The following is a 20,502-nucleotide window of genomic DNA, read 5'->3' as shown; positions in this document are numbered from 1 at the left end:
ATGCGAGGATGACGAATCTTGTTCACGATGCCGACATGATAGCGGCCAGCGCCGACGACTGGCGCGAACGCGACCTGGCGGTGCTCTGGCACCCGTGCACGCAGATGCGCGAACACCCGAACACGCTGCCGCTGGTGCCGATCGAGCGCGGCGAAGGCGCATGGCTGATCGGTCGCGACGGACGCCGCTACCTGGACGCCGTGTCGAGCTGGTGGACCAACCTGTTTGGCCATGCCGAACCGCGCATCGCACGCGCGATTGCCAACCAGGCCATGCAACTGGAACAGGTCATCCTGGCCGGCTTCTCGCATGCGCCGGCGGTGGAACTCGCGGAACAATTGCTGGCGATCGCACCCACGCAGGCTGGCCGCGAGCCGCTTACCAAGGTGTTCTATGCCGACAACGGTTCGGCAGGGGTGGAAGTCGCGCTGAAGATGGCGTTCCACTGGTTCCACAATCGTGGCGAGATCAAGCGCACGAAGTTCATTGCGCTGGAAAACGGCTACCACGGTGAAACCATCGGCGCGCTATCGGTCGGCGACATCCCCTTGTACCGCCGCGTGTATGCACCGCTGTTATGCGAGGCCATGTTTGCACCGTCACCAGATGCGTACATGGCACGCCCCGGGGAAACCGCGGCCGATTGCGCGGAGCGCGCCGCATCCGGGCTGGAAGCGATGCTGCAGCAACATGCCGGCGAGGTCTGCGCGCTGATCCTGGAGCCATTGGTGCAATGCGCCGGCGGCATGCGCATGCACGATCCGGCCTACCTGCGCCGCGCGCGCGCGCTGTGCGACACGCATGGCGTCTTCATGATCGCCGACGAGATCGCGGTAGGGTTCGGCCGAACCGGTACCCTGTTCGCTTGCGAACAGGCAGGCGTGCAACCGGACCTGTTGTGCCTGTCGAAGGGGCTGACCGGCGGCTTCCTGCCACTGGCCGCGGTGCTGGCCACGCAGGCGATCTATGACGGTTTCCTCGACGATTCGCGCGAACGCGCGTTCCTGCATTCGCACAGCTACACCGGCAACCCGCTGGCCTGCGCGGCCGCGCTGGCATCGCTGGCGATTTTCCGCGACGACGACGTGCTGGCACGCAATCGCGTGACCGCCGCGCGCATGGCCGAACTCGCGGCGCCCTTTGCTGCACTTCCGCATGTGGCCGAGATACGCCAGACCGGGATGATCCTCGCCATCGAACTGGCCCGCGACGGCAACCGCCACACGCCATTCGATCCTGCGCTACGCATCGGCTTGCTCGCGTATCGCGCGGCACTTGAGCGAGGCGTGGTGCTGCGCCCGCTCGGCGACATGCTGTACTGGATGCCGCCGTACTGCATCGACAATGCCCAATTGCAGTTGCTGGCACAGGTCACCGCCGAAGTCATCGAGGAAGTCACCGCATGCGTGTGACCCGGGTGCATGTCGAGCTGCGGCTGGCCGCCGGCATCGAAATCGAATTGCCGGAGAGCGCCACCAACCACCTGGCCCGCGTGCTGCGCCTGGGTATCGGTGACACCTGCGTGCTGTTCAATGGCGATGGCCACGACTACCCGGCGCATCTGGTCGAGGCGGGCAAGCGCGTGGTGCGTGTCGAAGTCGGTCATGGCATCGCGATCAACAACGAATCGCCGTTGCGATTGATCCTTCTGCAAGGCATTACGCGCGGCGAAAAGATGGACCTGATCCTGCAGAAAGCCACCGAATTGGGCGTGGCGTCGTTGCATCCGCTGTATTCGCAGCGCAGCGAGGTTCGCCTCGACGGCGCCCGAGCCGACAAGCGGCTGGCACATTGGCGCGGTGTGGTGGTGTCTGCCTGTGAACAGAGCGGTCGCGCACGCGTCCCCGACGTCACGATGCCGCTGCCGTTGGCACAGACGCTGGCTGCGATGCCCGACGGTGGCCTGCGCCTGATCCTGGATCCGGACGCTGATGCGTCGCTGTCACAACTCACGCTGGATCCATCACAGCCTGTCTGTCTGGCCGTCGGTCCGGAGGGTGGATGGTCACCGCAGGACCTCGATCAGCTGCGCGCAGCTGGTTTCAGCGGCATGCGTTTGGGTCCACGCGTATTACGCACCGAAACTGCAGGCATTGCCGCGCTCGCGGCCTTGCAGGCGTTCCACGGCGACCTCGGTTAGCGCCCGAAGCTAGCAAGCGAGTCGAACTGGCGGGTTACTCAGGCTGCGGCGGCCAGCGCTTCGCCGATGCGGGTTTCCAGCGTAGCCAGGTCCGGCAGCAGTGCATCGTCTTCGTTCAGGCGCACCTTGGCCAACACGCCCTCCGGTACCGAGTCATCGCTGGTATCCGATTTGAGCGCGGTATCGGTCACCGTGACCAGGCGCGGGAAGCCCTGGGTCAGGACCGCGAAGAACGGGCGTTTGGCGTCTCCGCCGAGTGCCTTGAGCACGATCACCTTGCTGCCCAGTCCGCCCTGCTCATCGCTGGCAATCCCGGTGAAGCGCGAGAACGCCACCAGCGGCAACTGCCAGCCGCGCCAGCGGATGCGGCCCAACAACCAGTCCGGCGCATCCGGCACGGGCTCCGGATCGGCATAGGACAGCACTTCTGCAATGGTGGCGTTGGGCAGCAGCAGCTTGGCGTCTGCTATCTGGATCAATACGCCGCGAATGATGGGAGCGGAATCGGACATGGCAGACCTCTAGACGGGCCAACGTTCAAGGAGTTTGGCGGGCAGTTTCGCCAGGCTGGCAGCCTGGCCGCCGCGCGCCGCCAGGGCATTGCTCGCCGCTGGATCGAAGCAGTTTTCCGGGGATTGGCCCAGTGCCAATCCACCCGCCCAGCTGAGTGACATCGCGACATCGACCAGATTGATGTCCGCACCGCTGAGCAGCAACAGCGCGCTGTCGATCGGCGGCAGCGCAGCAAACACGGCATCGCCTGCCACGGCGGCAAAGACCAAGCCGGTTGGCGCCGCCTGCAGGTCCAGGCCATCCGGCAGGACATGCACGGTACCCGCCTGCAATGGATCCCCGGCCTGGGCCAGCACCACGCGCAACTCCGTCGCCCGTTGCATCTGCCGCACAAGCTTGTCGTATTGCCCACCCTCGATGCGCTGCCGCAGGACAATCGGGCGTGCGAAGCCGGTCGGGAAATTCCCGAGCAACTGGCGAACCGCATCCGGGCCACCGACACCCGCGGCAATCACCACCGCGCCTTGCCTGGATGGTGCAGTGTCCTGGTTGCCATGGGGCACGTCCGGCATGGCCGCGACCCGGCGCTGCAATGCGTCCATTTCCTGTTGAAAAACGCTATCTATGGGCGTCCCGACATCGGCCTTGGGCTCTAGGCTCAGTCTGGACCCGACGGTAGGCGCGGCGGAGGACTCGGCAACAGACCCGTCTTTCACAGGCGGCAGGACATCGTCGTGCCCGTGCAGCTTTGCATTGAGATGGCGCGACCAACGCGCAGCCTCCCAGCCTTCGCGCTTGGCGGCCACGTCGGCGTCTTCGAACATCACGTCGAACGCGGGATCGCCGAGGACGCCATCGAAATTGTCCAATGCCTGCTCAACGACCGGATCCAGGATCACCATCACCGCATCCGGCTGAGCCGCGCGGACGTCGGCTTCCGATGCGCTGCCAGGATCCAGTGTTGCCACCAGTTCGGCACCCGCTTCGGCGATCGACGCCTGCGTGCGCTCGCACGCGGCACCTGCGCGCGCGAGCAGGACGACGCGCTTGCGGGTCACGAGCCGGCGCCGGCGCCGACGTGCTCAACGCCGAGCAGGTCGAATACGTTACGCATGAGCTCGACCTCCTGATACGGCTTGCCGAGGTAGCCTTGCACGCCGAGGTCCATTGCACGCTGGCGATGTTTCTCGCCGGTACGCGAGGTGATCATGATGATCGGCACGTTGCGCATGCGCGGATCCGCCTTCATCGCCGTCGCCAACTCGTAGCCGTCCATGCGCGGCATTTCGATATCGAGCAGCATCAGGTCGGGGATCATGTCGGCCATGCGTTCGAGTGCGTCGATGCCGTCCTTCGCGGTCGCCACCTCGAAGTTGTTGCGTTCCAGCACGCGGCTGGTGACCTTGCGCATGGTGACCGAGTCGTCGACGACCATGACCAGCGGCACATGGCGCTGTTCGACCTTCTGCTGGACCGGCACGGCATCGTGAGGCATGGCGGCGGCACGGCGCACCAGCGGTGCCACGTCCAGGATCACCACCACGCTGCCATCACCCATGATGGTGGCGCCGAAGATACCCGGGATCGATGCCAATTGCGGGCCACCGGACTTCACCACGATTTCGCGGTTGCCAACCACCTGGTCGATCACCACCGCTGCGCGCAGGTCGCCAGCACGCACCAACAGCAACGGCATCTGCAACTGGCCTTCCGCCTTCGCCGTGCCGGTGCCGACAAGCCGGCCCAGGTCGTGCAACGCGTAGTCCTCGCCGCCGTAGCGGTAGGTGGTATCGGATGTTGCGAGTTCCTCGCGGGTGATGCGACCCACGCCGCGAACCGACGCAATCGGAACCGCGAACTGGGTCTCGCCGATCTTGACGAACACTGCCTGGGTCACCGCCAACGTCTGCGGCAGGCGCAGGGTGAACATCGTGCCCTCGCCCGGGATCGACGAGATGTCCAGCGTGCCGCCAAGCTGGCGCACTTCGCTGGCCACCACGTCCAAGCCGACGCCACGGCCAGCCAGGCGGCTGACTGTCTGTGCGGTGGAGAACCCCGCCTCCAGGATCAGCACGTACAGATCGCTGTCGCCGAGTATTGCGTCTGGCTTGATCAGGCCACGCTCGATCGCGCGGGCGCGGATGGCCTCGCGGTCCAGGCCGTGACCATCGTCGCTGACCTGCAACACTACTTCCGAACCTTCGCGGCGGACCGCGACGCGGATGCTGCCTTCCGCCGGTTTGCCCGCCTTGCGACGTTCGTCCGGGGTTTCCAGACCATGGGCCACCGCGTTGCGGAGCATGTGCTCCAGCGGTGCGGTCATGCGCTCCAGCACGTTGCGGTCGAGTTCGCCCTGTGCTCCATCGAGCTTTAACTGGGCGTTCTTGCCAGTTTCGCCGGTGGCCTGGCGGATGACCCGGCGCAGGCGCGGCACCAAGGCATCGAATGGCACCATGCGTGTGCGCATGAGGCCTTCCTGCAACTCCGAACTCACCCGCGACTGCTGCAACAGCAGGGTTTCGTACTGACGGGTCAGGTCTTCCATCGAGCCATGCAGGCTCACCAAGTCGGCTGCGGACTCGGCCAGTGCACGCGACAGCTGCTGCAGGGTGCTGAAACGATCAAGCTCGAGCGGATCGAAGCTGCCGTCGCTGGTGTCCGACTCACGCTGGAAACGGGCGATGATCTGAGCTTCGGTTTCCGCATCCAGGCGGCGCAACTGATCGCGCAGGCGGATGTTGGTCTGTTCCATTTCCGCGGCGGTACCGCGGAAGGCCCCGAGCTGCTGCTCCAGGCGAGAACGATAGATCGCCACTTCGCCGGCGTAGTTCACCAGGCGATCAAGCAGGTCGGCGCGGATGCGGACCTGTTCCTGCGGCGCACGCACGCCGATCTCGTCGTCGTCGCCGAAACCGTCGGCCATCAACGGCGACGACAACGCCTTGAGTTCGACCTTCCTGACGACGGGGGCGAAGGCGATTCCGTCGTCCACTGCTTCGACCGCGGCAATCGGGGTTTCGGCACGGTTGTTGAAATCGTCGATAAGACCGACGGGCATGCCCACGGCACGACGCGCGGCGACGCGGGTGATCATTCCATGCAGGCGGTCGAAGCCACGCTCCAGCAGCGGCACGCCATCGGCACCAAGCTCCGCACGCTGGGCAACCACTGCTTCAAGCAAGGTTTCCATGGCATGGCCGAGCTCGCCGACCGCCATCACGCCAGCCATGCGTGCGCCACCCTTCATGGTATGCAGGTCGCGTTGCAAGCCGACCATCGCTTCGCGGTCTTCCGGGGTCTCGCGCAACTGCGCAAGCAGGCCATCAGAGTGATCCAGCAGGTCGCCGCCTTCTTCCACGAAGATGTCGACCAGCTCCGGATCCAGCCCGCTCATGTCGAGCGCTTCGTCTGGATCGTCGGTCGAGGTGGCGCTGGCCAGCAATGCTTCCAACGCCGCCTGTTCGCGCGCCTTGGCCGCTGCTGCGATCTCCTCTGCGCGCCGCTGTGCTTCAAGCCGGGCCGCTTCCGCCCGCTCGGCGGCGATGCGCTCGGCCTCGATGCGCTCCGACTCGGCCCTGGCGGCCATGATGCGTTCGGCTTCGAGCCGATCCGCTTCGCCGCGTTCGGCTTCCAGACGTTCGGCTTCGACTTTCTCTGCGGCGATCCGGGTCGCTTCTTCCGCTGCAACCCGCTCCATTTCCAGACGTTCGGTCTCGATGCGCTCGGCTTCGAGTCGTTCGGCCTCCGCCTGCTCGGCGGCAAACTGCGCCGCTTCGGCCTGCTCGGCAGCCACGCGCTCGGCTTCGGCCTGCTCGGCAGCAATACGCGCCAGTTCTGCTTCCTCGGCGGCAAGACGTTCGATTTCCGCCTGCTCGGCGGCAAAGCGGGCCGCTTCGGCTTCCTCGGCCGCGACGCGCTCGGCTTCCGCCTGCTCGGCAGCAATACGGGCTGCCTTGGCTTCTTCGGCCGCAGCTCGCTCGGCTTCGGTCTGTGCAGCGGCAATTCGCGCCGCCTCAGCTTCTTCTGCTGCAAGACGTTCGGCTTCGACCTGCTCCGCAGCGATGCGGGCGGCTTCGGCTTCTTCGGCAGCAAGACGTTCGATTTCCGCTTGCTCGGCAGCGATGTGAGCCGCTTCGGCTTCCTCGGTAGCAATACGTTCGGCTTCCGCCTGCTCGCTGGCAATACGCACCGCTTCGGCCTCTTCGGCAGCAAGACGCTCGATTTCGGCCTGCTCGGCGGCGATGCGGGCAGCTTCAGCTTCTTCTGCTGCAACGCGTTCGGCTTCGTCCAGCTCGGCGTCGATGCGGGCGGCTTCTGCTTCTGCTTCTGCCTCGTTATCCACGACCGGGAATGGCAGGGTGGCTTCGGGCAAGCCGTCACGCATACCGGCAATGCGTGCCACCAGCGTCGCGAACAGCGGCACATGGGTCGGCGTGCTCTGCAGGGCCGCGGTCGAGGTTCGGATCGCGTCGGCAACTTCGCCAATGGCGGAGATGCCATCGTCATCAGCTGACTTGGACGCGGCCAGCAGGCGCTTCACATACCCTTCCGCAGGCGTGGTGAAGGCCGTCACCGACGGCACTTCGGTCATCGCGAAGGCGCCATTGAGGGTGTGGATCGCGCGCAACAGACCAGCATTGACGTCGCCGTCGCCAGCGCGCGCCTGCGCCAGCCAGGCATCGATTGTTTCGAGATGGCTTCCAACTTCGCCACCGAGGATTTCCAGCAGGACCGGATCGACCTGCACGGCCACAGTATCCGACGTGGGAACCACCTCTGCTTCCACTGCAGCCACTTCACCAGCAGTAGCCGTGCCGCCGACTGGCAGCACATCCAGCAGGACATCTTCGCCCGCCCCCAGACGGTCCGAGACGGCTTGCATCGCCGCAATATCGATGTTCACGGCGGCCTCGCCCTTCAGCGCGGCAAGCAACTGCGGCAGCGCGTCACGGACTTGGCCGACGAAGGCCAACACCGCATGACTGGCAGGACGCGAGCCATCAAGCACGCGATTGAGCATGTTCTCCACATGCCAGCTGAATTCACCCAAGGTCTTGGCGCCAACCAACCGGCCACTACCCTTCAGCGTGTGGAACACGCGACGGATCGGGCGCAACTGTTCGGCGTTATCCGGCGCGCGGCGCCAGAGCGGTAGCAGCGTATCCAGGTTGCTGATCTCTTCCTCGAATTCCTCCAGGAAGATCTCGCGGATTTCGTCGTCGATTTCGTCGCCGGCGGCATCGAACCCAGCACTGATCATGGGTGCGCTGGCTTGCGAAGACACTACTGCAGGCGCAGCTGCTTCGGACGCCGAATCTTCGGCAACAGCCTCTATATCGGCCGCTTGCGAACCTGCCGCTTGCGTATCGCCTGCATCCGCAGCTTCCGACGCTGGCAGGTCGATTTCGAGTTCACCGCCCGGCAGCGGCCAGTAGGCCAAGGCCTCCAGGCTGTCACGGGTCTTGTCGAGCAGGTCCTGGCGCTGGCCGTGCGGATCATGCAGGGACTCGAGGTAGTACTCCATTCCGGCCAGGGCATCAGCCATGGTATCCAGGTCGCGGCCACCCGGGATCTGCTGCTTGCTGATCAGTTCGGCGTGGCTATAGCGACGCAATGCCTCAAGATAACCAGCAGGTTCGGGCAGTTGCAGGATGCGCATCGCACCCGCGACTTCGGCCAACAGGCGCGGCACCGGTTCTAGTGCAGCGTGGTCCCAATCGGTTTCCACGAAAGCAACGAATGCATTGCGCACTTCAGCGAAATTGGCGACGGCTTCGTGGGCCAACGCACCCATGACCTTGCGTGATTCCTGCGCCAGCAGGTCGTCGGCATCAGTGCCGGCGCCCGCATTGTCCTGCCCAAGCCGGCCGACCTGATCGTCCAGCGAGTGTTCGATATAGATCAGTGCGCCAGCGACGTCGAGCAACTCGCTTTCGCTGGAGGGCCGCTCGCCATTGGCGATGGCATGCATGATCCTGCCCTGTTCGCGGATCACGCCGCGCGAGGCTTCGAGGCCGACCATGCCGAGGGTTTCGCCGATGCGATCCAGCGATTCCGCCTGCGGCTTGAGTGCAGCACCATCGGTGGTGCCGGAGCGCAGGTGCAGATCCAGTGCGTCCTTGACCCGCAACAGGTCTTCCTTGAGCGCCGCCGACACCGTGTCGAGCAGGGCCCGGTTGCGGCCAGCAAGGCTGCCACGGGCGTGTTCGAGTTCGGCTTCGGTCGGCTCTTCGAGCAGGCTGGGCAAGGCATCCTGCGCCAGCATCGGCTCGCCGCGCGAGGCGCGCAGCTCATTCAGCAGTGGCAGCAATACGATCGGGATGTCGCGATGGCCGCCCTGCAGGCGTTCCAGATAGTCCGGCAATTGCACCACACCACGCATCAACACCGAACAGGCATCGTCGCGCCCGGTAGTCGTGTCCGCAGCCAGGGCCTGTGCCAGCTGCTCCATTTCCTCGGCAACCATGGCCGGGGCGTGCAATTCCAGCATTCGCAAGGTGCCATGCACCTGGTGCAGGTACCCGGCACAGCCCTGCATGCGTTCGATATCGTCCGGCGATTCGGCGAAGGCCTCGATCTCGATCCGTGCCTGGCGCAGGGTCTCGTCGATCTCTGGCTTCACCCAGCCGAGCGCGGTGTGGTCGATGGCATCCCGCAACGCCGTGGTCATCGCGACGCTCCGGTAAAGCCCCGCATGGATGCGGGACGAGCCTGGACGGTAGTGTTCATGCCAATCCCTACTGACCCGGCGCTCAGGCTGGCAACTTGAAGTCGGCGACCGAACGACGCAGGTCGGCGGCGAGCTGGGCCAGGTTTCCGATCGACTCCGCGGTCTGGTTGGCGCCCTGCGAGGTCTGCGCGGTAATCGACTGGATGGTGTTCATGGTCTGGGTGATGTCGGTCGCCGCGATGGACTGCTGCGCCGCCGCGGTGGAGATGCCTTGAATCAACCCGGACAAGTCGGCGGACACCTTTTCGATTTCGCCCAGTGCGGTGCCCGCGTCCTCGGCCAGTCGTGCGCCGGCGACCACTTCGGAGGTCGTCTGCTCCATCGAGCTGACCGCTTCGTTGGTATCGGCCTGAATGGTCTGGACCAGCGATTCGATGCGCTTGGTCGCGCTCGAAGAGCGTTCCGCGAGTCGTTGCACTTCATCGGCCACCACCGCGAACCCGCGGCCTGCTTCACCGGCCGAGGCTGCCTGGATGGCTGCGTTCAGCGCCAGGATGTTGGTCTGTTCGGAAATGTCGTTGATCAGTTCCACGATGGAACCAATCTCCTGCGAGCTTTCGCCCAGTCGCTTGATGCGCTTGGAGGTTTCCTGGATCTGGTCACGGATGCTGTCCATGCCGGCGATGGTCTGCCGCACCACACCCGCGCCATTGGTCGCGATCTGCACCGAGCGGCGCGCCACCTCGGCGGAGTCCGCCGAGTTCTGCGACACCTGGTTGATGCTGGCCGCGATGTCGGTGATGCGACCGGATGCAGAACTGATCTCCTGCGCCTGGTGCTGTGCTGCCTCGGCCAGGTGCATCGCGGTCGCCTGGGTTTCCTGCGTACTGGAGGCTACATGCACCGAGGTGTCGTTGATCGTGGCCACCAGGGTGCGCAGCTGTTCCACGGCGAAATTGATCGAGTCCGCGATCGCGCCGGTCATGTCCTCGGTCACGGTCGCCTTCACGGTCAAGTCGCCTTCCGCGAGCGAACCCATTTCATCCAGCAGGCGCATGATCGCCTCCTGGTTACGGTCGTTGAGTTCCTTGGTGGTCTGGTAGCGGGCGCGTTGCGCGCGGCCCAGAGCCCACAACAAACCGGCGATCGAGAACAGTGCCAGCGCACCGGACAGGATGCTGAGCCAGACGCCACCAACAATACTGGTGTCCTTCAGCGAGCCGAAGGAGGTGAACGCCGCGAACAGACTTTCGCTGTCAGCCAGCAGCTTGTCGGAACCTGTGGTCAGCGCGGCAACCGAGGTCTGCGCACCGATCAGGTCCTTGGAGCTGGCGACGATCGCGTCCAGGTCCTTCTTCATGTCCTGCCACAGGGTATTGGCCTGAGTCAGTGGACCGATTGCACCCGCCGCCGTCACCTTCGCGATGTCGCCACCGCCGTTATGCAGGGCGTTCATCGAGCGATCGAACACCTGTGAATCGCGACCCAGTGCGCCGGCCGCAACCGATGCGCCGCTGCCACCCGCCTGCAATTCGGTGATGCGACGCGCCATGCCTGCCGATGTCACCACCTGTTGCAGCGCGGTGAACACCTGGCCCGAACTCGCCCCGCCAGAAACCAGGCCGCGGACCACTTCGTTCAGCTGTGCCTGCAACTGCGGCACCTTCGCATTGAAGCTGGTGGCGCGTCCGGCGAGGGCCAGCACCGCAGCCTGGCTACCCAGCACCTCGTCGGCGCGCTTGGCCAGCGGCGTCCAGGTGTTGGTCACGGTCTTGATCGGACCGGAAACGCCGGCCGAATCGCCGAAACGGTCGTTGAGGGACTTGATGTCCTCATCGACTTCGGCCTTGGTGTCCTTGAAGGAGGCGAATGCATCGGCATTGCCCTCGATCGCTTCCCGGCCCTGGTTGGCTAGTCGCTGTGAATTGAGCTGCAGGCGCGATGCCGAAGTACTGGCGCCACCCAGGCGAGACGCCTTGGTGGTGGCGTACAACGTGTTGCCTGCGAATACCACCAGCGACCCGATCAGCAACGCGATCCACGCATTGGTGCTGAGGTTGCGACCCTTGCCAGCGACGGAATCCATCATAGTGCTCATGTTGCGACCTCGGCTTGCGTATGTGACCGCGTATCAGGCGGCGGCTTGGCGGAATTCAGGGGTACGGGCAAGGCGGTCGAGGCTGAACACGCCCCAATCCTGCTCACCCATGTGGTAAGCGCGATCGATGAAATGGCCGTAACGGCCCTCCGACACCTGCGCGACATCGATGCCTTGTCCGTCAACGAAACTGCGTTGGCCGTACAACTCGTCGATGGTGACGGCGACTTCGCCGCCGGGTTGGCGCACGACCAGCACGCGCTGGCTTTCATGCAGCACGGTGCGCTCGCCTTCCAGGAATTGCTTCAGGTCGACCACCGGCAACAGCGTGCCGCGCACGTTGGCCACGCCCAGCATCCACGGTTGCGCACCCGGAACAGTAGTCAACGCGGGTATCGACAGGATTTCAACCACTTCGTCGAATCCCGATGCGAGCCGATGCGAACCGATCCGATAGGCGACACCGCGCCACAGGCCCGGCGCGTCCAACTGTTCCGGCAGGCCGGCAACGTGCGCAAGGCTGCGTTCTTCGTAATCGGCCAGCACCAGGAAGGGCGGACGCTGGTCGCGCGCCTGCACCTTGCGCTTGCGCTGCGGCTTGGACGGTTTTGCCGGGGCGACCTGCTCGACAGGCTCAGCTTGAGCACTTTCAGTGACGGATTCAGCCTGCACTTCTTCAGGCTGTACGTCCGGCGATTCGTCCATTACCGGCGCAGCTTCGGCTTCAACGACAGGATCAGCGACCTGCTCGATGACGGGCTCCGCGGCCGCAGCCTCGACGACCGTCTCGATAGCCTTCGCGGGCTGCTTGCTCTTTGCCTTGCCCTTGCCGCGCTTCGCCATATTCAGTTCCCGACCAATGCGTTGATCCGCTCGATCAGGTCGGTCTCGCGGGGTGGCTTGACGATGTAGTCCTTTGCGCCTTGGCGCATGCCCCACATCCGATCAGTTTCCAGATTTTTGGTACTGACGATCAGCACCGGGATATGGCTGGTATCGGCATCGCGCGACAACGCACGGGTGGCCTGGAAGCCGTTCATGCCGGGTAGCACCACATCCATCAGCACCAGGTCGGGCTTGTCACGCCGACAGGTGGCGATGCCATCCTCGGCATTGACCGACGTGGTGACCTGGTGCCCGTTGCGTTCCAGCAACTGGGTCATGACCGCAGCTTCGGTCGGTGAATCCTCAATCAGCAGTATGCGTGCCATGTGTGCCTTACCCCCCGGTCAGGCGTTGACGTACTTCCGGATCGCGCCAAGAAGCTCTTCGCGCGTAAATGGTTTGGTGAGGTATTGCTCGGCGCCCACGATGCGCCCCCGCGCCTTGTCGAACAAGCCATCCTTGGACGAAAGCATGATCACCGGCACGGATTTGAAGGTCTGGTTGTTCTTGATAAGCGCGCAGGTCTGATAGCCATCCAGTCGCGGCATCATGATGTCGACGAAGATGATCTGCGGATTATGGTCGGCGATCTTGGAAAGCGCCTCGAACCCGTCCATTGCCGTGACAACCTCGCAACCCTCGCGCACAAGCAGGGTCTCCGCCGTGCGACGAATCGTCTTTGAGTCATCGATGACCATCACCCTCAGACCTGTGAGGTTGACGTCCTGACCGTCCTTCTGACCCATGCGTTCCCCTTGCCGCTTGATCGCTGCCCGAGACATTCGGCCTCGGTGCGTGACTGCTTATATCCCAGTCTGCGCGCGACGTGTCAAGCGACGCTTTACGTCACATTGCTGTTTCGTCGACCCCCCCTGCTACCATTTGGACAGATTTTGCAGGATGTATCGATGACGCACGGGATGCCGTTGGGAACACCGCTGGACGTGGTGGTGGTGATGGATCCGATTGCATCCATCAAGATCGCCAAGGACTCCACCTTCGCCATGCTGCTGGAGGCCCAGCGGCGCGGGCATCGGCTGCATTACGCCAGGCCCGGTGGGCTGGCCGTGAGCGGTATGCGCGCGGTCGCCGACTGCATGACGCTGCGCGTCACCGACGATCCGATGCACTGGTTCGATCTGGGATCCGCATCACAACTTGAGCTCGGAGCGGGCCAGGTGGTGCTGATGCGCACTGATCCACCGGTCGATGCCAACTACATCCACGACACCCAGATCCTGGACATGGCCCAGCGGCAGGGCGCACTTGTCGTCAACGACCCGCAGGGCCTGCGCGACTTCAATGAAAAACTCGCCGCCCTGCTGTTCCCGCAATGCTGCCCGCCGACGCTGGTGAGCCGGAACCTGGCTGCGCTCAAGGCTTTTGTCGTCGAGCACCAACAGGCCGTACTGAAACCGCTGGACGGCATGGGCGGGCGCTCGATCTTCCGTGCCGGCGCAGGCGAAGCCAACCTCAACGTGATCCTGGAAACCCTGACCGACGGCGGCCGCCACCTGGCCATGGCCCAGCGCTACCTGCCGGAGATCACCGATGGCGACAAACGCATCCTGCTGGTCGATGGCGAACCTATTGATTATTGCCTGGCGCGTATCCCGCAGGGCGACGAATTCCGCGGAAACCTGGCCGCCGGCGGTCGTGGCGAAGGTCGCCCGCTGAGCGCGCGCGACCGCTGGATCGCGGCCCAGGTCGGCCCCGAAATGAAGCGCCGCGGCATGCTGTTTGTCGGCCTGGACGTGATCGGCGACTACCTGACCGAGGTCAACGTCACCAGCCCCACCTGCATCCGTGAACTCGATGCCCAGTTCGGCCTGAATATCGCCGGCCGCCTGTTCGACTGCATCGAGGCCAGGCTCGCGTCCTGATGCCGCAGGCAGACGCTTTCCCCGCTCGCGCTGCGCCACGCATCGGCGAATCCGACCGACTCGGCGCCACCCTGGTACTCGCCGTGCTGGTGCACGCGATGCTGATCCTGGGGATTGCGTTCACCGTGGAAGACGCCGCGCCGGTCACGCCAACACTTGACGTGATGCTGACCCAGACCCGCTCCGCGTTGACCCCGAAAGAGGCGGATTTCCTTGCCCAGGCCGACAACCTGGGCGGCGGCGAGCACGACAAGACCCTGCGCCCGCGCGATGCGCAGGCCGGGCTGATCCCGCAACCGGAAGCAGGGCTGGCACCGCGCCCGTTGCACGCGCAGACGCCCGCGCCCAGCCCGCCGCCCGACCCACGTGTGATCACCGCGACCACTGGAGAACAAACCCTGCCAATGCCGCAGCCGCGGCAGGAAGTGGATGCCCGAGACTTGCCGCCGGGCATGCAGAAGATCAACCACGACATCGAAATGGCCCGCCTGGCTGCGGAAATCCACCTGCGCTCGCAGGAATACGCCAAGCGGCCCAAACGCAAGTTCGTCTCCGCCAGCACCAAGGAATACGCGTGGGCGCAGTATCTGCGCGGCTGGGTGGACCGTGTCGAACGGGTCGGCAACCTCAACTATCCAGACGAAGCCCGCCGGCGCCGGATCGGTGGAGTGGTGGTGATCAGCGTGGCCGTGCGCCGCGACGGCAGCGTCGAGTCCTCCAGCATCGTCCAATCCAGCCATATCCCGATGCTGGACAACGCCGCGCTCCGCATCGTCAAACTCTCGGAGCCTTACGCGCCGCTGCCCAAGACCCGGGAAGACCCGGACGTGCTGCATATCACCCGCACCTGGCAGTTCATGCCGGGCGGTGAGTTGGTCGACCAGTAGGCGTCACCAAGCGACGTAGCCGGCGGCGGCGAGGGCTTGGGGTATTCGCTTCGCGGCTCGAAATGCCGCTGCGCCACCCCCCCAAGCCCTCGCCCCCACCGTTCGTTTAGCTGCCTGATTTGCGCGCCGCGCGTAGCACCTGTTGCTCGGCGATGGTGAGCGCGACGTTGTTGCGCAGGTAGGCCGGCTCGATGCGTTCCGGCGCAATCGCTTCACCACGTGCGAAGGCCAGTGCGCCCAGGCGGGCAACATCTGCCGCATGCGGCAATGCAGAGGCATCCACAGTTGCCAATTGCGCATGCAGGCGCGTTGGAAGCACACCGTCGGCAGCAGCGAACCCGGTACCGACGCCATGCCAGCCAACGCCGTCTGGCGGAATGTACGCATCCGGCGCGATGACGACTTCGTCGCTGGTTGCGATGAGGCTATCGCCATCGCGCTGGAAGCTCGCAACGTAGATCTCGCCCATGCGCGCGTCGATGGCGGCAAGGATGCGTTCGCCCGACGACCGCATCGCAAGTGCCGCCAATGTCGAGACCGGCAGCAAAGGCCGGTCCAGCGCCAGCGCAATACCCTGCGCCAAGGCAATTGCCAAGCGCACGCCAGTGAATGCACCAGGGCCACGCCCAACCGCGATCGCATCGAGCTGCGATTTTGCGATGCCGGCTTCGGCCAGCAATGCCTCTGCCCACGGCAATGCGAGTTCGGTGTGGCGGCGCGGTGCGATCTCGAAGCGCTCGATCACTGCGCCATCGACCAGCACGGCGATGGAACAGGCTTCGGTGGCGGTTTCGATGGCGAGCAGTCTCATCACTCAATTATCCGTGACGGAGCCCTTGCTGGCCAAAGCCTGAGGGTCAAAGAAGGCCTGCACATCGGCGACATCGCGCGTACGTGGCAGCGGTGGCAGCGAGTCAAGGAAGATCTTGCCATATGACTTGCCGAGCAGGCGCGGGTCGCACAGCACCAGCACGCCGCGGTCGGTCTCGGTGCGGATCAGGCGGCCGGCGCCCTGCTTCAGCGCGATCACCGCCTGCGGCAGTTGCTCGTCGCGGAACGGATTGCCGCCACTGCGGCGGATCGCATCAAGCCGTGCCTCGAATACCGGATCATCCGGCGCCGCGAACGGCAGTTTGTCGATCACCACCACGCTGAGCGCATCGCCAGGCACGTCCACGCCTTCGCGGAAGCTCGCGGTGCCCAGTAGCACGCCGTTACCCGACTCGCGGAAACGTTGCAGCAGCACATGCCGCGGCTCGCTGCCCTGCACGAACAGCGGCCATGGCGCGTTGCGCATGAGTTCAGCGGCTTCGCGCAGCGCGCGATGCGACGCGAACAGCAGGAACGCGCGCCCGCCGGATGCTTCCAGCACGGGTTGCAGCGCCGCGATCAGCGCTGGCCCGAATTCACGCGATGCAGGCTCCGGCAGGTTCGGCGGCAAGTAGCACAGCGCCTGCCGGTCCCAGTCGAACGGACTGGGTTCAAGCAGTTCGGTCGCATGCTCGATCCCCAGTCGCTGCGAGATGTGGCCGAAGCTGCCGGCCACTGATAGCGTGGCCGAGGTGAACACCCAGGCCGCATGCGAAGCCTCGCGATGCGTGCGCAGCGGGCCGGACACGTCCAGCGGCGTGCGCTGCAGGCGAAAACCACGCGGGGTGAGTTCGTACCAATGGACTGAGCTGAAGCCGTCGTCATGCTTCGCGTCCGCATCATCATCGGGATCGAACGCACTTATTCCAGGGCCGCCGTCGCCCGCCTCCATCCAGCGATGCAAGCGCGCCTGGTTGTCCTTGGCGCGCAGATGGCAGGCGTCGAACCCGGGTGCGGCCTCGCGCAGCGGTGTGAGCGCGCGCTCCAGCACATCCAGCGCATCGGCCAGGGTGAGGCAGGCCGAATCCACGTCAACCGTATCCAGCGCGCGCCAGCGGGTGCCGCGATGCGGCAGCGGCTCCATCGCCGCACGCAAACCACGCGTGGCAGCTTCCAGCGCACGCGCCGGCTCCTGCACCGCCGCGAGCGCGCCGGGCACCTCCTTGCACTCGCTGAGCGTATCGCGCGCCAGTTCGACCAAGGGCCGTGCGCTGAGCGATTCGCCGAAGAACTGCGCCGCGAGTTCCGGCAGCTGGTGCGCCTCATCGACCACGAAGGCCTGAGCGCCCGGCAGGATCTCGCCGAAGCCTTCCTGCTTCAACGCGAGGTCAGCCAGCAGCAGATGGTGATTGACCACCACCACATCGGCGGTCTGCGCGCGCTGGCGTGCCTGCACCACGAAGCATTCGCTCCAGAACGGGCATTCGCTGCCCAGGCAGTTGTCCGCGGTCGAGGTGATCTGCGGCAGCAGCGGCGAATCTTCCGGCAGCGCGTCAAGCTCGGCTATGTCGCCCATCCGGGTGCGCCCGCTCCACGCCACCACGCGCTGGAATTGCGATGCCGCTTCGCGCGATGAAAAACCACCCCTGAATAATTGCGCCAATTGCGGCTCGCCCTTGGCCTGCTCCATCCGGTAACGGCACAGGTAGTTGGAACGGCCCTTGAGCAATGTGGTCTTGAGGCCGGTGCCGAGTGCATCGCGCACCCGCGGCAGGTCGCGCAGGTAGAGTTGATCCTGCAGTGCGCGGGTGCCGGTTGAAATAATCGTCTTCATGCCCGACAGCAAGGTCGGTACCAGGTAGGCGAAGGTCTTGCCGGTGCCGGTGCCGGCTTCGGCCAGCAACACGCCGCGTTGTTCGAAGGCCTCGGCAACCGCCATCGCCAGCCGCTGCTGCGCCGGCCGAGCCACGAAACCCGGCACATGGCTGGCCAGCGCGGCACCGGCATTCAGCGCCTCGCGGACACCGGCACTCAGGCGCGACATCGGATCATCCTGCACACCCGCCGATCAGGGCTGGCGCACGGGTTCAGGCGCAGGTGCCGGCGGCTGTGGCGCGGCATCACCATGCTCGCCAATACCCAGCCAGTTGCGGATGGCGTCACCCGCGCGTTCGAGCATCGCCGGGCCGGCTTCGTCCGGATGTTGCTGCCAGTACGGATCGTCGGTGGGCGCTGCGTAGACGCAAGGCTGGTAAGCAGGCGCGAAGCCGGCCACGAAGGCCACTCGACCGGCGCCTGGGCAACCGGCATCGGTACTGTGGCCGCTTTGTACCCACTGCCAGTCCAGGCCATCGCTGCTGATCTGCAACGGCGCACTGGGCATGCGCGAAAAGATCCCCGACCATACCCGCATGCCACCGGTGGCGCCGTACAGGCCGGTCGGCTGGTTCTGGTCATTACCGACCCAGACCACCGCCAGATGGTCACCGGTATAGCCCGCAAACCAGCTGTCACGACTGTCGTTGCTGGTGCCGGTCTTGCCGGCCGCGCTGAGCCGTCCAAGGCCGTCGCTGACCAACTGGTGACCAGTCCCCGAAGTGACCGTGTATTGCAGCGCCACGCCGACCAGCCGCGCGGCCACTGCATCACCCTTCTGCGCCGGTGGCGGCGCGCTGTCATAGCGCTTGATGGTGCTGCCCTTCCGGTCCAGCACGCCACGTACCGCATGCAGGGGCTGGATTTCGCCATCCGATGCCAAAAACTGGTACAGCTGCGCCATCGCGTATGGACTCTGGTCGACAGCACCCAGGATCAGCGAAGGCTGGCCTTCGGACTGGATTCCAGCAAGGGTCCCGATCAGGTCGGCCAGCCGCTTCGGTTGCACATCCATGCCCAGGCGCACCGTGGCCTGGTTGTAGGAATGTGCCAGCGCATCCATTACCCGCACGTCGCCATGGCTGCGTCCATCGGAATTGCCCGGCTTCCAGGTGCGGTTGCGACCCAGGCTGACCGTCACCGGCGCATCGCTGATACTGCTGGCCAGCGACCACTTGTCCGGCTGGGCCAGCGCAAGCAGGTACACGAATGGCTTGAGCAAGGAACCGACCGGCCGCTTGGCATCGACCGCGCGGTTGAAGCCCTGCTCGGTGACGTTGCGGCTGCCCACCACCGCGACCACGTCGCCGTTGTGCACATCGGTCATCACCAGGCCCGCCTGCAGCGACGGACGGCCCTTTGTCGTCAGCGACTTCAGCGTGCGGGTCACCGCGCCCTCTGCATAGCCCTGCGCGGCCAGCGACATCCCGGTCATCACGCTCAGGCCAGCGCCGGAGAGCTTGTCGGCCGGGTAATCGCGTGCCAGCTGCTTGCGCACCAGATCGACATAGGCCGGGAAGCGGTTGGCGGCGATATTGCCGGCATCCTTGGTGATGCCCAGCGGCGCTTTCTTCGCGCGCGCGTACTCGGCATCGTCAATGAGCTTCGCCTCGTGCATCTTGCCAAGCACTAAATTGCGGCGCTCGGTCGCACGCTCCGGGTTGCGTCGCGGGTTGTACCAGGACGGTCCCTTGACCAAACCAATCATCAGCGCGATCTGCTCGGTCGAAAGGTCGCGCAGTTCGCGGCCAAACCAGAACTCCGATGCCGCTGCCACGCCGCGAATCGACTGCGCGCCGCGCTGGCCAAGGTCGACCTGGTTGAAGTAGGCCTCAAGGATTGTTTTTTTGTCGTAGCGCGCTTCCAGCAACAGCGAGAACAGGATTTCCTTGACCTTGCGGGTGACCGTCTGCTCCTTGCCGATGCCGAGCAAGCCGCTGCGCGCCAGTTGCTGGGTCAGGGTGCTGGCACCCTGCTTGTTCTCGCCGCCGGAACTGACCGTGACCCAGGCCGCGCGCATCATGCCGGTGATGTCGATCCCGTGGTGGTGGGCGAAGTCCTCGTCCTCCACCGCTTGCAGGCCGGTGACCAGCAGCTCTGGCACTTCCTCGATCCGAACCAGGCGCCTTTCTTCCTGCTGCTGGCCGTACAAGGTGGCGATGCGTGCCGGGTCCAGCCGCGCGCTGCGTAGTGATTTGCGACTGGCGACATCGCGCACAGTCGCAACCTTGCCATCCGACAGTGTGACGTCGAGTTGGGCCGGGGCGATGCGCCCGTCGACATCGAAATAACCGCGGCTGGATATCTTCCAGCGACCACCGTTGCGCGCATACGTGCCAGCGCGCTTGCCGTCGCCATCGTGGTAGGAGGCGGCATCCAGTTCGGTCTTGAGCGTCTGCGCGTCCAACGCCAACCCCTGGCGCAGCATCAGCGGGCGTGCATACACGCGGGTCGGCACCTGCCAGCGCAACTTGCCGAAGCGCTCGCCAACCTGATGATTCAGGTAGGCCATGTACGGGATCAAAAAGCCCAACAGCAGCGCGGCACCGGCCAGTCCCCAGGTCAGCAGTCGACTGCGCCAACCAGGTCCGCCGCCATCTCCAGCGTCGCTGGAGTCGCCATCTTCATCGTCGTGCAGGTCTTCGTCGTCTTTGATGCGGGGCATGGGCTCGGCGCTGGCAGCCATCGCGCGGGATGCGACAATAGGCAATCGTGATTGCAGCGAGTCTAGCGCAGCCCTT

The 20,502-nt window shown here is 65.1% G+C and carries 14 protein-coding genes; 4 read left to right on the top strand and 10 right to left on the bottom strand.

Features of this window, described 5'->3' with window-relative positions; genetic code table 11:
• The first annotated feature begins 8 nt into the window (after nucleotides 1-8).
• Complete coding sequence (gene bioA, locus PSV05_RS14665; RefSeq protein ID WP_300066771.1) at nucleotides 9-1,412, top strand: adenosylmethionine--8-amino-7-oxononanoate transaminase; 1,404 nt, start codon at nucleotides 9-11, stop codon at nucleotides 1,410-1,412.
• Nucleotides 1,403-2,140, top strand: coding sequence for a 16S rRNA (uracil(1498)-N(3))-methyltransferase (locus PSV05_RS14660; RefSeq protein WP_300066768.1), 738 nt, complete (start codon nucleotides 1,403-1,405; stop codon nucleotides 2,138-2,140). Before bioA ends, PSV05_RS14660 begins: the two co-directional genes overlap by 10 nt.
• A 38-nt stretch (nucleotides 2,141-2,178) precedes the next feature.
• Here PSV05_RS14660 and PSV05_RS14655 read toward each other — a convergent pair whose 3' ends face one another.
• From PSV05_RS14655 to pilG, 7 genes are all read right to left on the bottom strand, one after another.
• Nucleotides 2,179-2,652 (bottom strand): chemotaxis protein CheW, encoded by a 474-nt coding sequence (locus tag PSV05_RS14655; protein ID WP_300066765.1) that lies wholly within the window; start codon nucleotides 2,650-2,652, stop codon nucleotides 2,179-2,181.
• A 9-nt stretch (nucleotides 2,653-2,661) separates the two neighbouring features.
• Nucleotides 2,662-3,711 carry a chemotaxis protein CheB gene (locus PSV05_RS14650; protein WP_300066762.1) on the bottom strand — a complete coding sequence of 350 codons (1,050 nt, stop codon included), beginning with the start codon at nucleotides 3,709-3,711 and terminating at the stop codon, nucleotides 2,662-2,664.
• Entirely contained in the window at nucleotides 3,708-9,323 is a 5,616-nt protein-coding gene (locus PSV05_RS14645) for an Hpt domain-containing protein (RefSeq protein WP_300066759.1), read from the bottom strand. The genes PSV05_RS14650 and PSV05_RS14645 overlap by 4 nt, the downstream gene beginning before the upstream one ends.
• Nucleotides 9,324-9,405: 82 nt before the next feature.
• Entirely contained in the window at nucleotides 9,406-11,421 is a 2,016-nt protein-coding gene (locus PSV05_RS14640) for a methyl-accepting chemotaxis protein (RefSeq protein ID WP_300066756.1), read from the bottom strand.
• 33 nt (nucleotides 11,422-11,454) lie between these two features.
• Entirely contained in the window at nucleotides 11,455-12,000 is a 546-nt protein-coding gene (locus tag PSV05_RS14635) for a chemotaxis protein CheW (protein WP_300067045.1), read from the bottom strand.
• Nucleotides 12,001-12,266: 266 nt separating this feature from the next.
• Entirely contained in the window at nucleotides 12,267-12,632 is a 366-nt protein-coding gene (locus tag PSV05_RS14630; protein WP_300066753.1) for a response regulator, read from the bottom strand.
• Between the two features lie 18 nt (nucleotides 12,633-12,650).
• The gene (gene pilG / locus PSV05_RS14625) at nucleotides 12,651-13,052 is read right to left on the bottom strand and encodes a twitching motility response regulator PilG (RefSeq protein ID WP_300066750.1); all 402 of its coding nucleotides are present in this window, start codon (nucleotides 13,050-13,052) and stop codon (nucleotides 12,651-12,653) included.
• A gap of 174 nt (nucleotides 13,053-13,226) precedes the next feature.
• On the opposite strand from pilG, the gene gshB reads away from it, so the two are divergent.
• Together gshB and PSV05_RS14615 are read left to right on the top strand one after the other, a co-directional pair.
• On the top strand, nucleotides 13,227-14,189 hold the full coding sequence (gshB, locus tag PSV05_RS14620; protein WP_300067042.1) for a glutathione synthase: 963 nt from the start codon (nucleotides 13,227-13,229) through the stop codon (nucleotides 14,187-14,189).
• Nucleotides 14,189-15,076, top strand: a complete 888-nt coding sequence (locus tag PSV05_RS14615) for an energy transducer TonB (RefSeq protein WP_300066747.1) — start codon at nucleotides 14,189-14,191, stop codon at nucleotides 15,074-15,076. The genes gshB and PSV05_RS14615 overlap by 1 nt, the downstream gene beginning before the upstream one ends.
• A gap of 106 nt (nucleotides 15,077-15,182) precedes the next feature.
• Here PSV05_RS14615 and tsaB read toward each other — a convergent pair whose 3' ends face one another.
• Genes tsaB through mrcB form a run of 3 tightly spaced genes read right to left on the bottom strand, consistent with a single transcriptional unit; the run spans nucleotide 15,183 to nucleotide 20,426 of the window.
• Nucleotides 15,183-15,887 (bottom strand): tRNA (adenosine(37)-N6)-threonylcarbamoyltransferase complex dimerization subunit type 1 TsaB, encoded by a 705-nt coding sequence (gene tsaB, locus PSV05_RS14610; protein WP_300066743.1) that lies wholly within the window; start codon nucleotides 15,885-15,887, stop codon nucleotides 15,183-15,185.
• A gap of 3 nt (nucleotides 15,888-15,890) precedes the next feature.
• A complete protein-coding gene (locus PSV05_RS14605) occupies nucleotides 15,891-17,930 on the bottom strand; it encodes an ATP-dependent DNA helicase (protein WP_300066739.1) in 2,040 nt (679 codons plus the stop codon).
• Nucleotides 17,931-17,954: 24 nt separating this feature from the next.
• A complete protein-coding gene (gene mrcB / locus PSV05_RS14600; RefSeq protein WP_300066736.1) occupies nucleotides 17,955-20,426 on the bottom strand; it encodes a penicillin-binding protein 1B in 2,472 nt (823 codons plus the stop codon).
• Between the last annotated feature and the right edge of the window lie 76 nt (nucleotides 20,427-20,502).

It is taken from the genome of Thermomonas sp. (genome assembly GCF_029945965.1).
In the GTDB taxonomy this organism is placed as follows: Bacteria; Pseudomonadota; Gammaproteobacteria; order Xanthomonadales; family Xanthomonadaceae; genus Thermomonas.
Note: the sequence above shows the minus strand (reverse complement) of the source record. Positions and strands in the feature narration are given on the sequence as shown.

What these genes read in the sequence shown, in the direction of transcription:
- bioA (WP_300066771.1), top strand. Translation starts at nt 9, where the DNA reads ATGACGAATCTTGTTCACGATGCCGACATGATAGCGGCCAGCGCCGAC.
- PSV05_RS14660 (WP_300066768.1), top strand. Translation starts at nt 1,403, where the DNA reads ATGCGTGTGACCCGGGTGCATGTCGAGCTGCGGCTGGCCGCCGGCATC.
- PSV05_RS14655 (WP_300066765.1), bottom strand. Translation starts at nt 2,652, where the DNA reads ATGTCCGATTCCGCTCCCATCATTCGCGGCGTATTGATCCAGATAGCA.
- PSV05_RS14645 (WP_300066759.1), bottom strand. Translation starts at nt 9,323, where the DNA reads ATGACCACGGCGTTGCGGGATGCCATCGACCACACCGCGCTCGGCTGG.
- PSV05_RS14640 (WP_300066756.1), bottom strand. Translation starts at nt 11,421, where the DNA reads ATGAGCACTATGATGGATTCCGTCGCTGGCAAGGGTCGCAACCTCAGC.
- PSV05_RS14630 (WP_300066753.1), bottom strand. Translation starts at nt 12,632, where the DNA reads ATGGCACGCATACTGCTGATTGAGGATTCACCGACCGAAGCTGCGGTC.
- pilG (WP_300066750.1), bottom strand. Translation starts at nt 13,052, where the DNA reads ATGGGTCAGAAGGACGGTCAGGACGTCAACCTCACAGGTCTGAGGGTG.
- gshB (WP_300067042.1), top strand. Translation starts at nt 13,227, where the DNA reads ATGCCGTTGGGAACACCGCTGGACGTGGTGGTGGTGATGGATCCGATT.
- PSV05_RS14615 (WP_300066747.1), top strand. Translation starts at nt 14,189, where the DNA reads ATGCCGCAGGCAGACGCTTTCCCCGCTCGCGCTGCGCCACGCATCGGC.
- tsaB (WP_300066743.1), bottom strand. Translation starts at nt 15,887, where the DNA reads ATGAGACTGCTCGCCATCGAAACCGCCACCGAAGCCTGTTCCATCGCC.
- PSV05_RS14605 (WP_300066739.1), bottom strand. Translation starts at nt 17,930, where the DNA reads ATGTCGCGCCTGAGTGCCGGTGTCCGCGAGGCGCTGAATGCCGGTGCC.
- mrcB (WP_300066736.1), bottom strand. Translation starts at nt 20,426, where the DNA reads ATGCCCCGCATCAAAGACGACGAAGACCTGCACGACGATGAAGATGGC.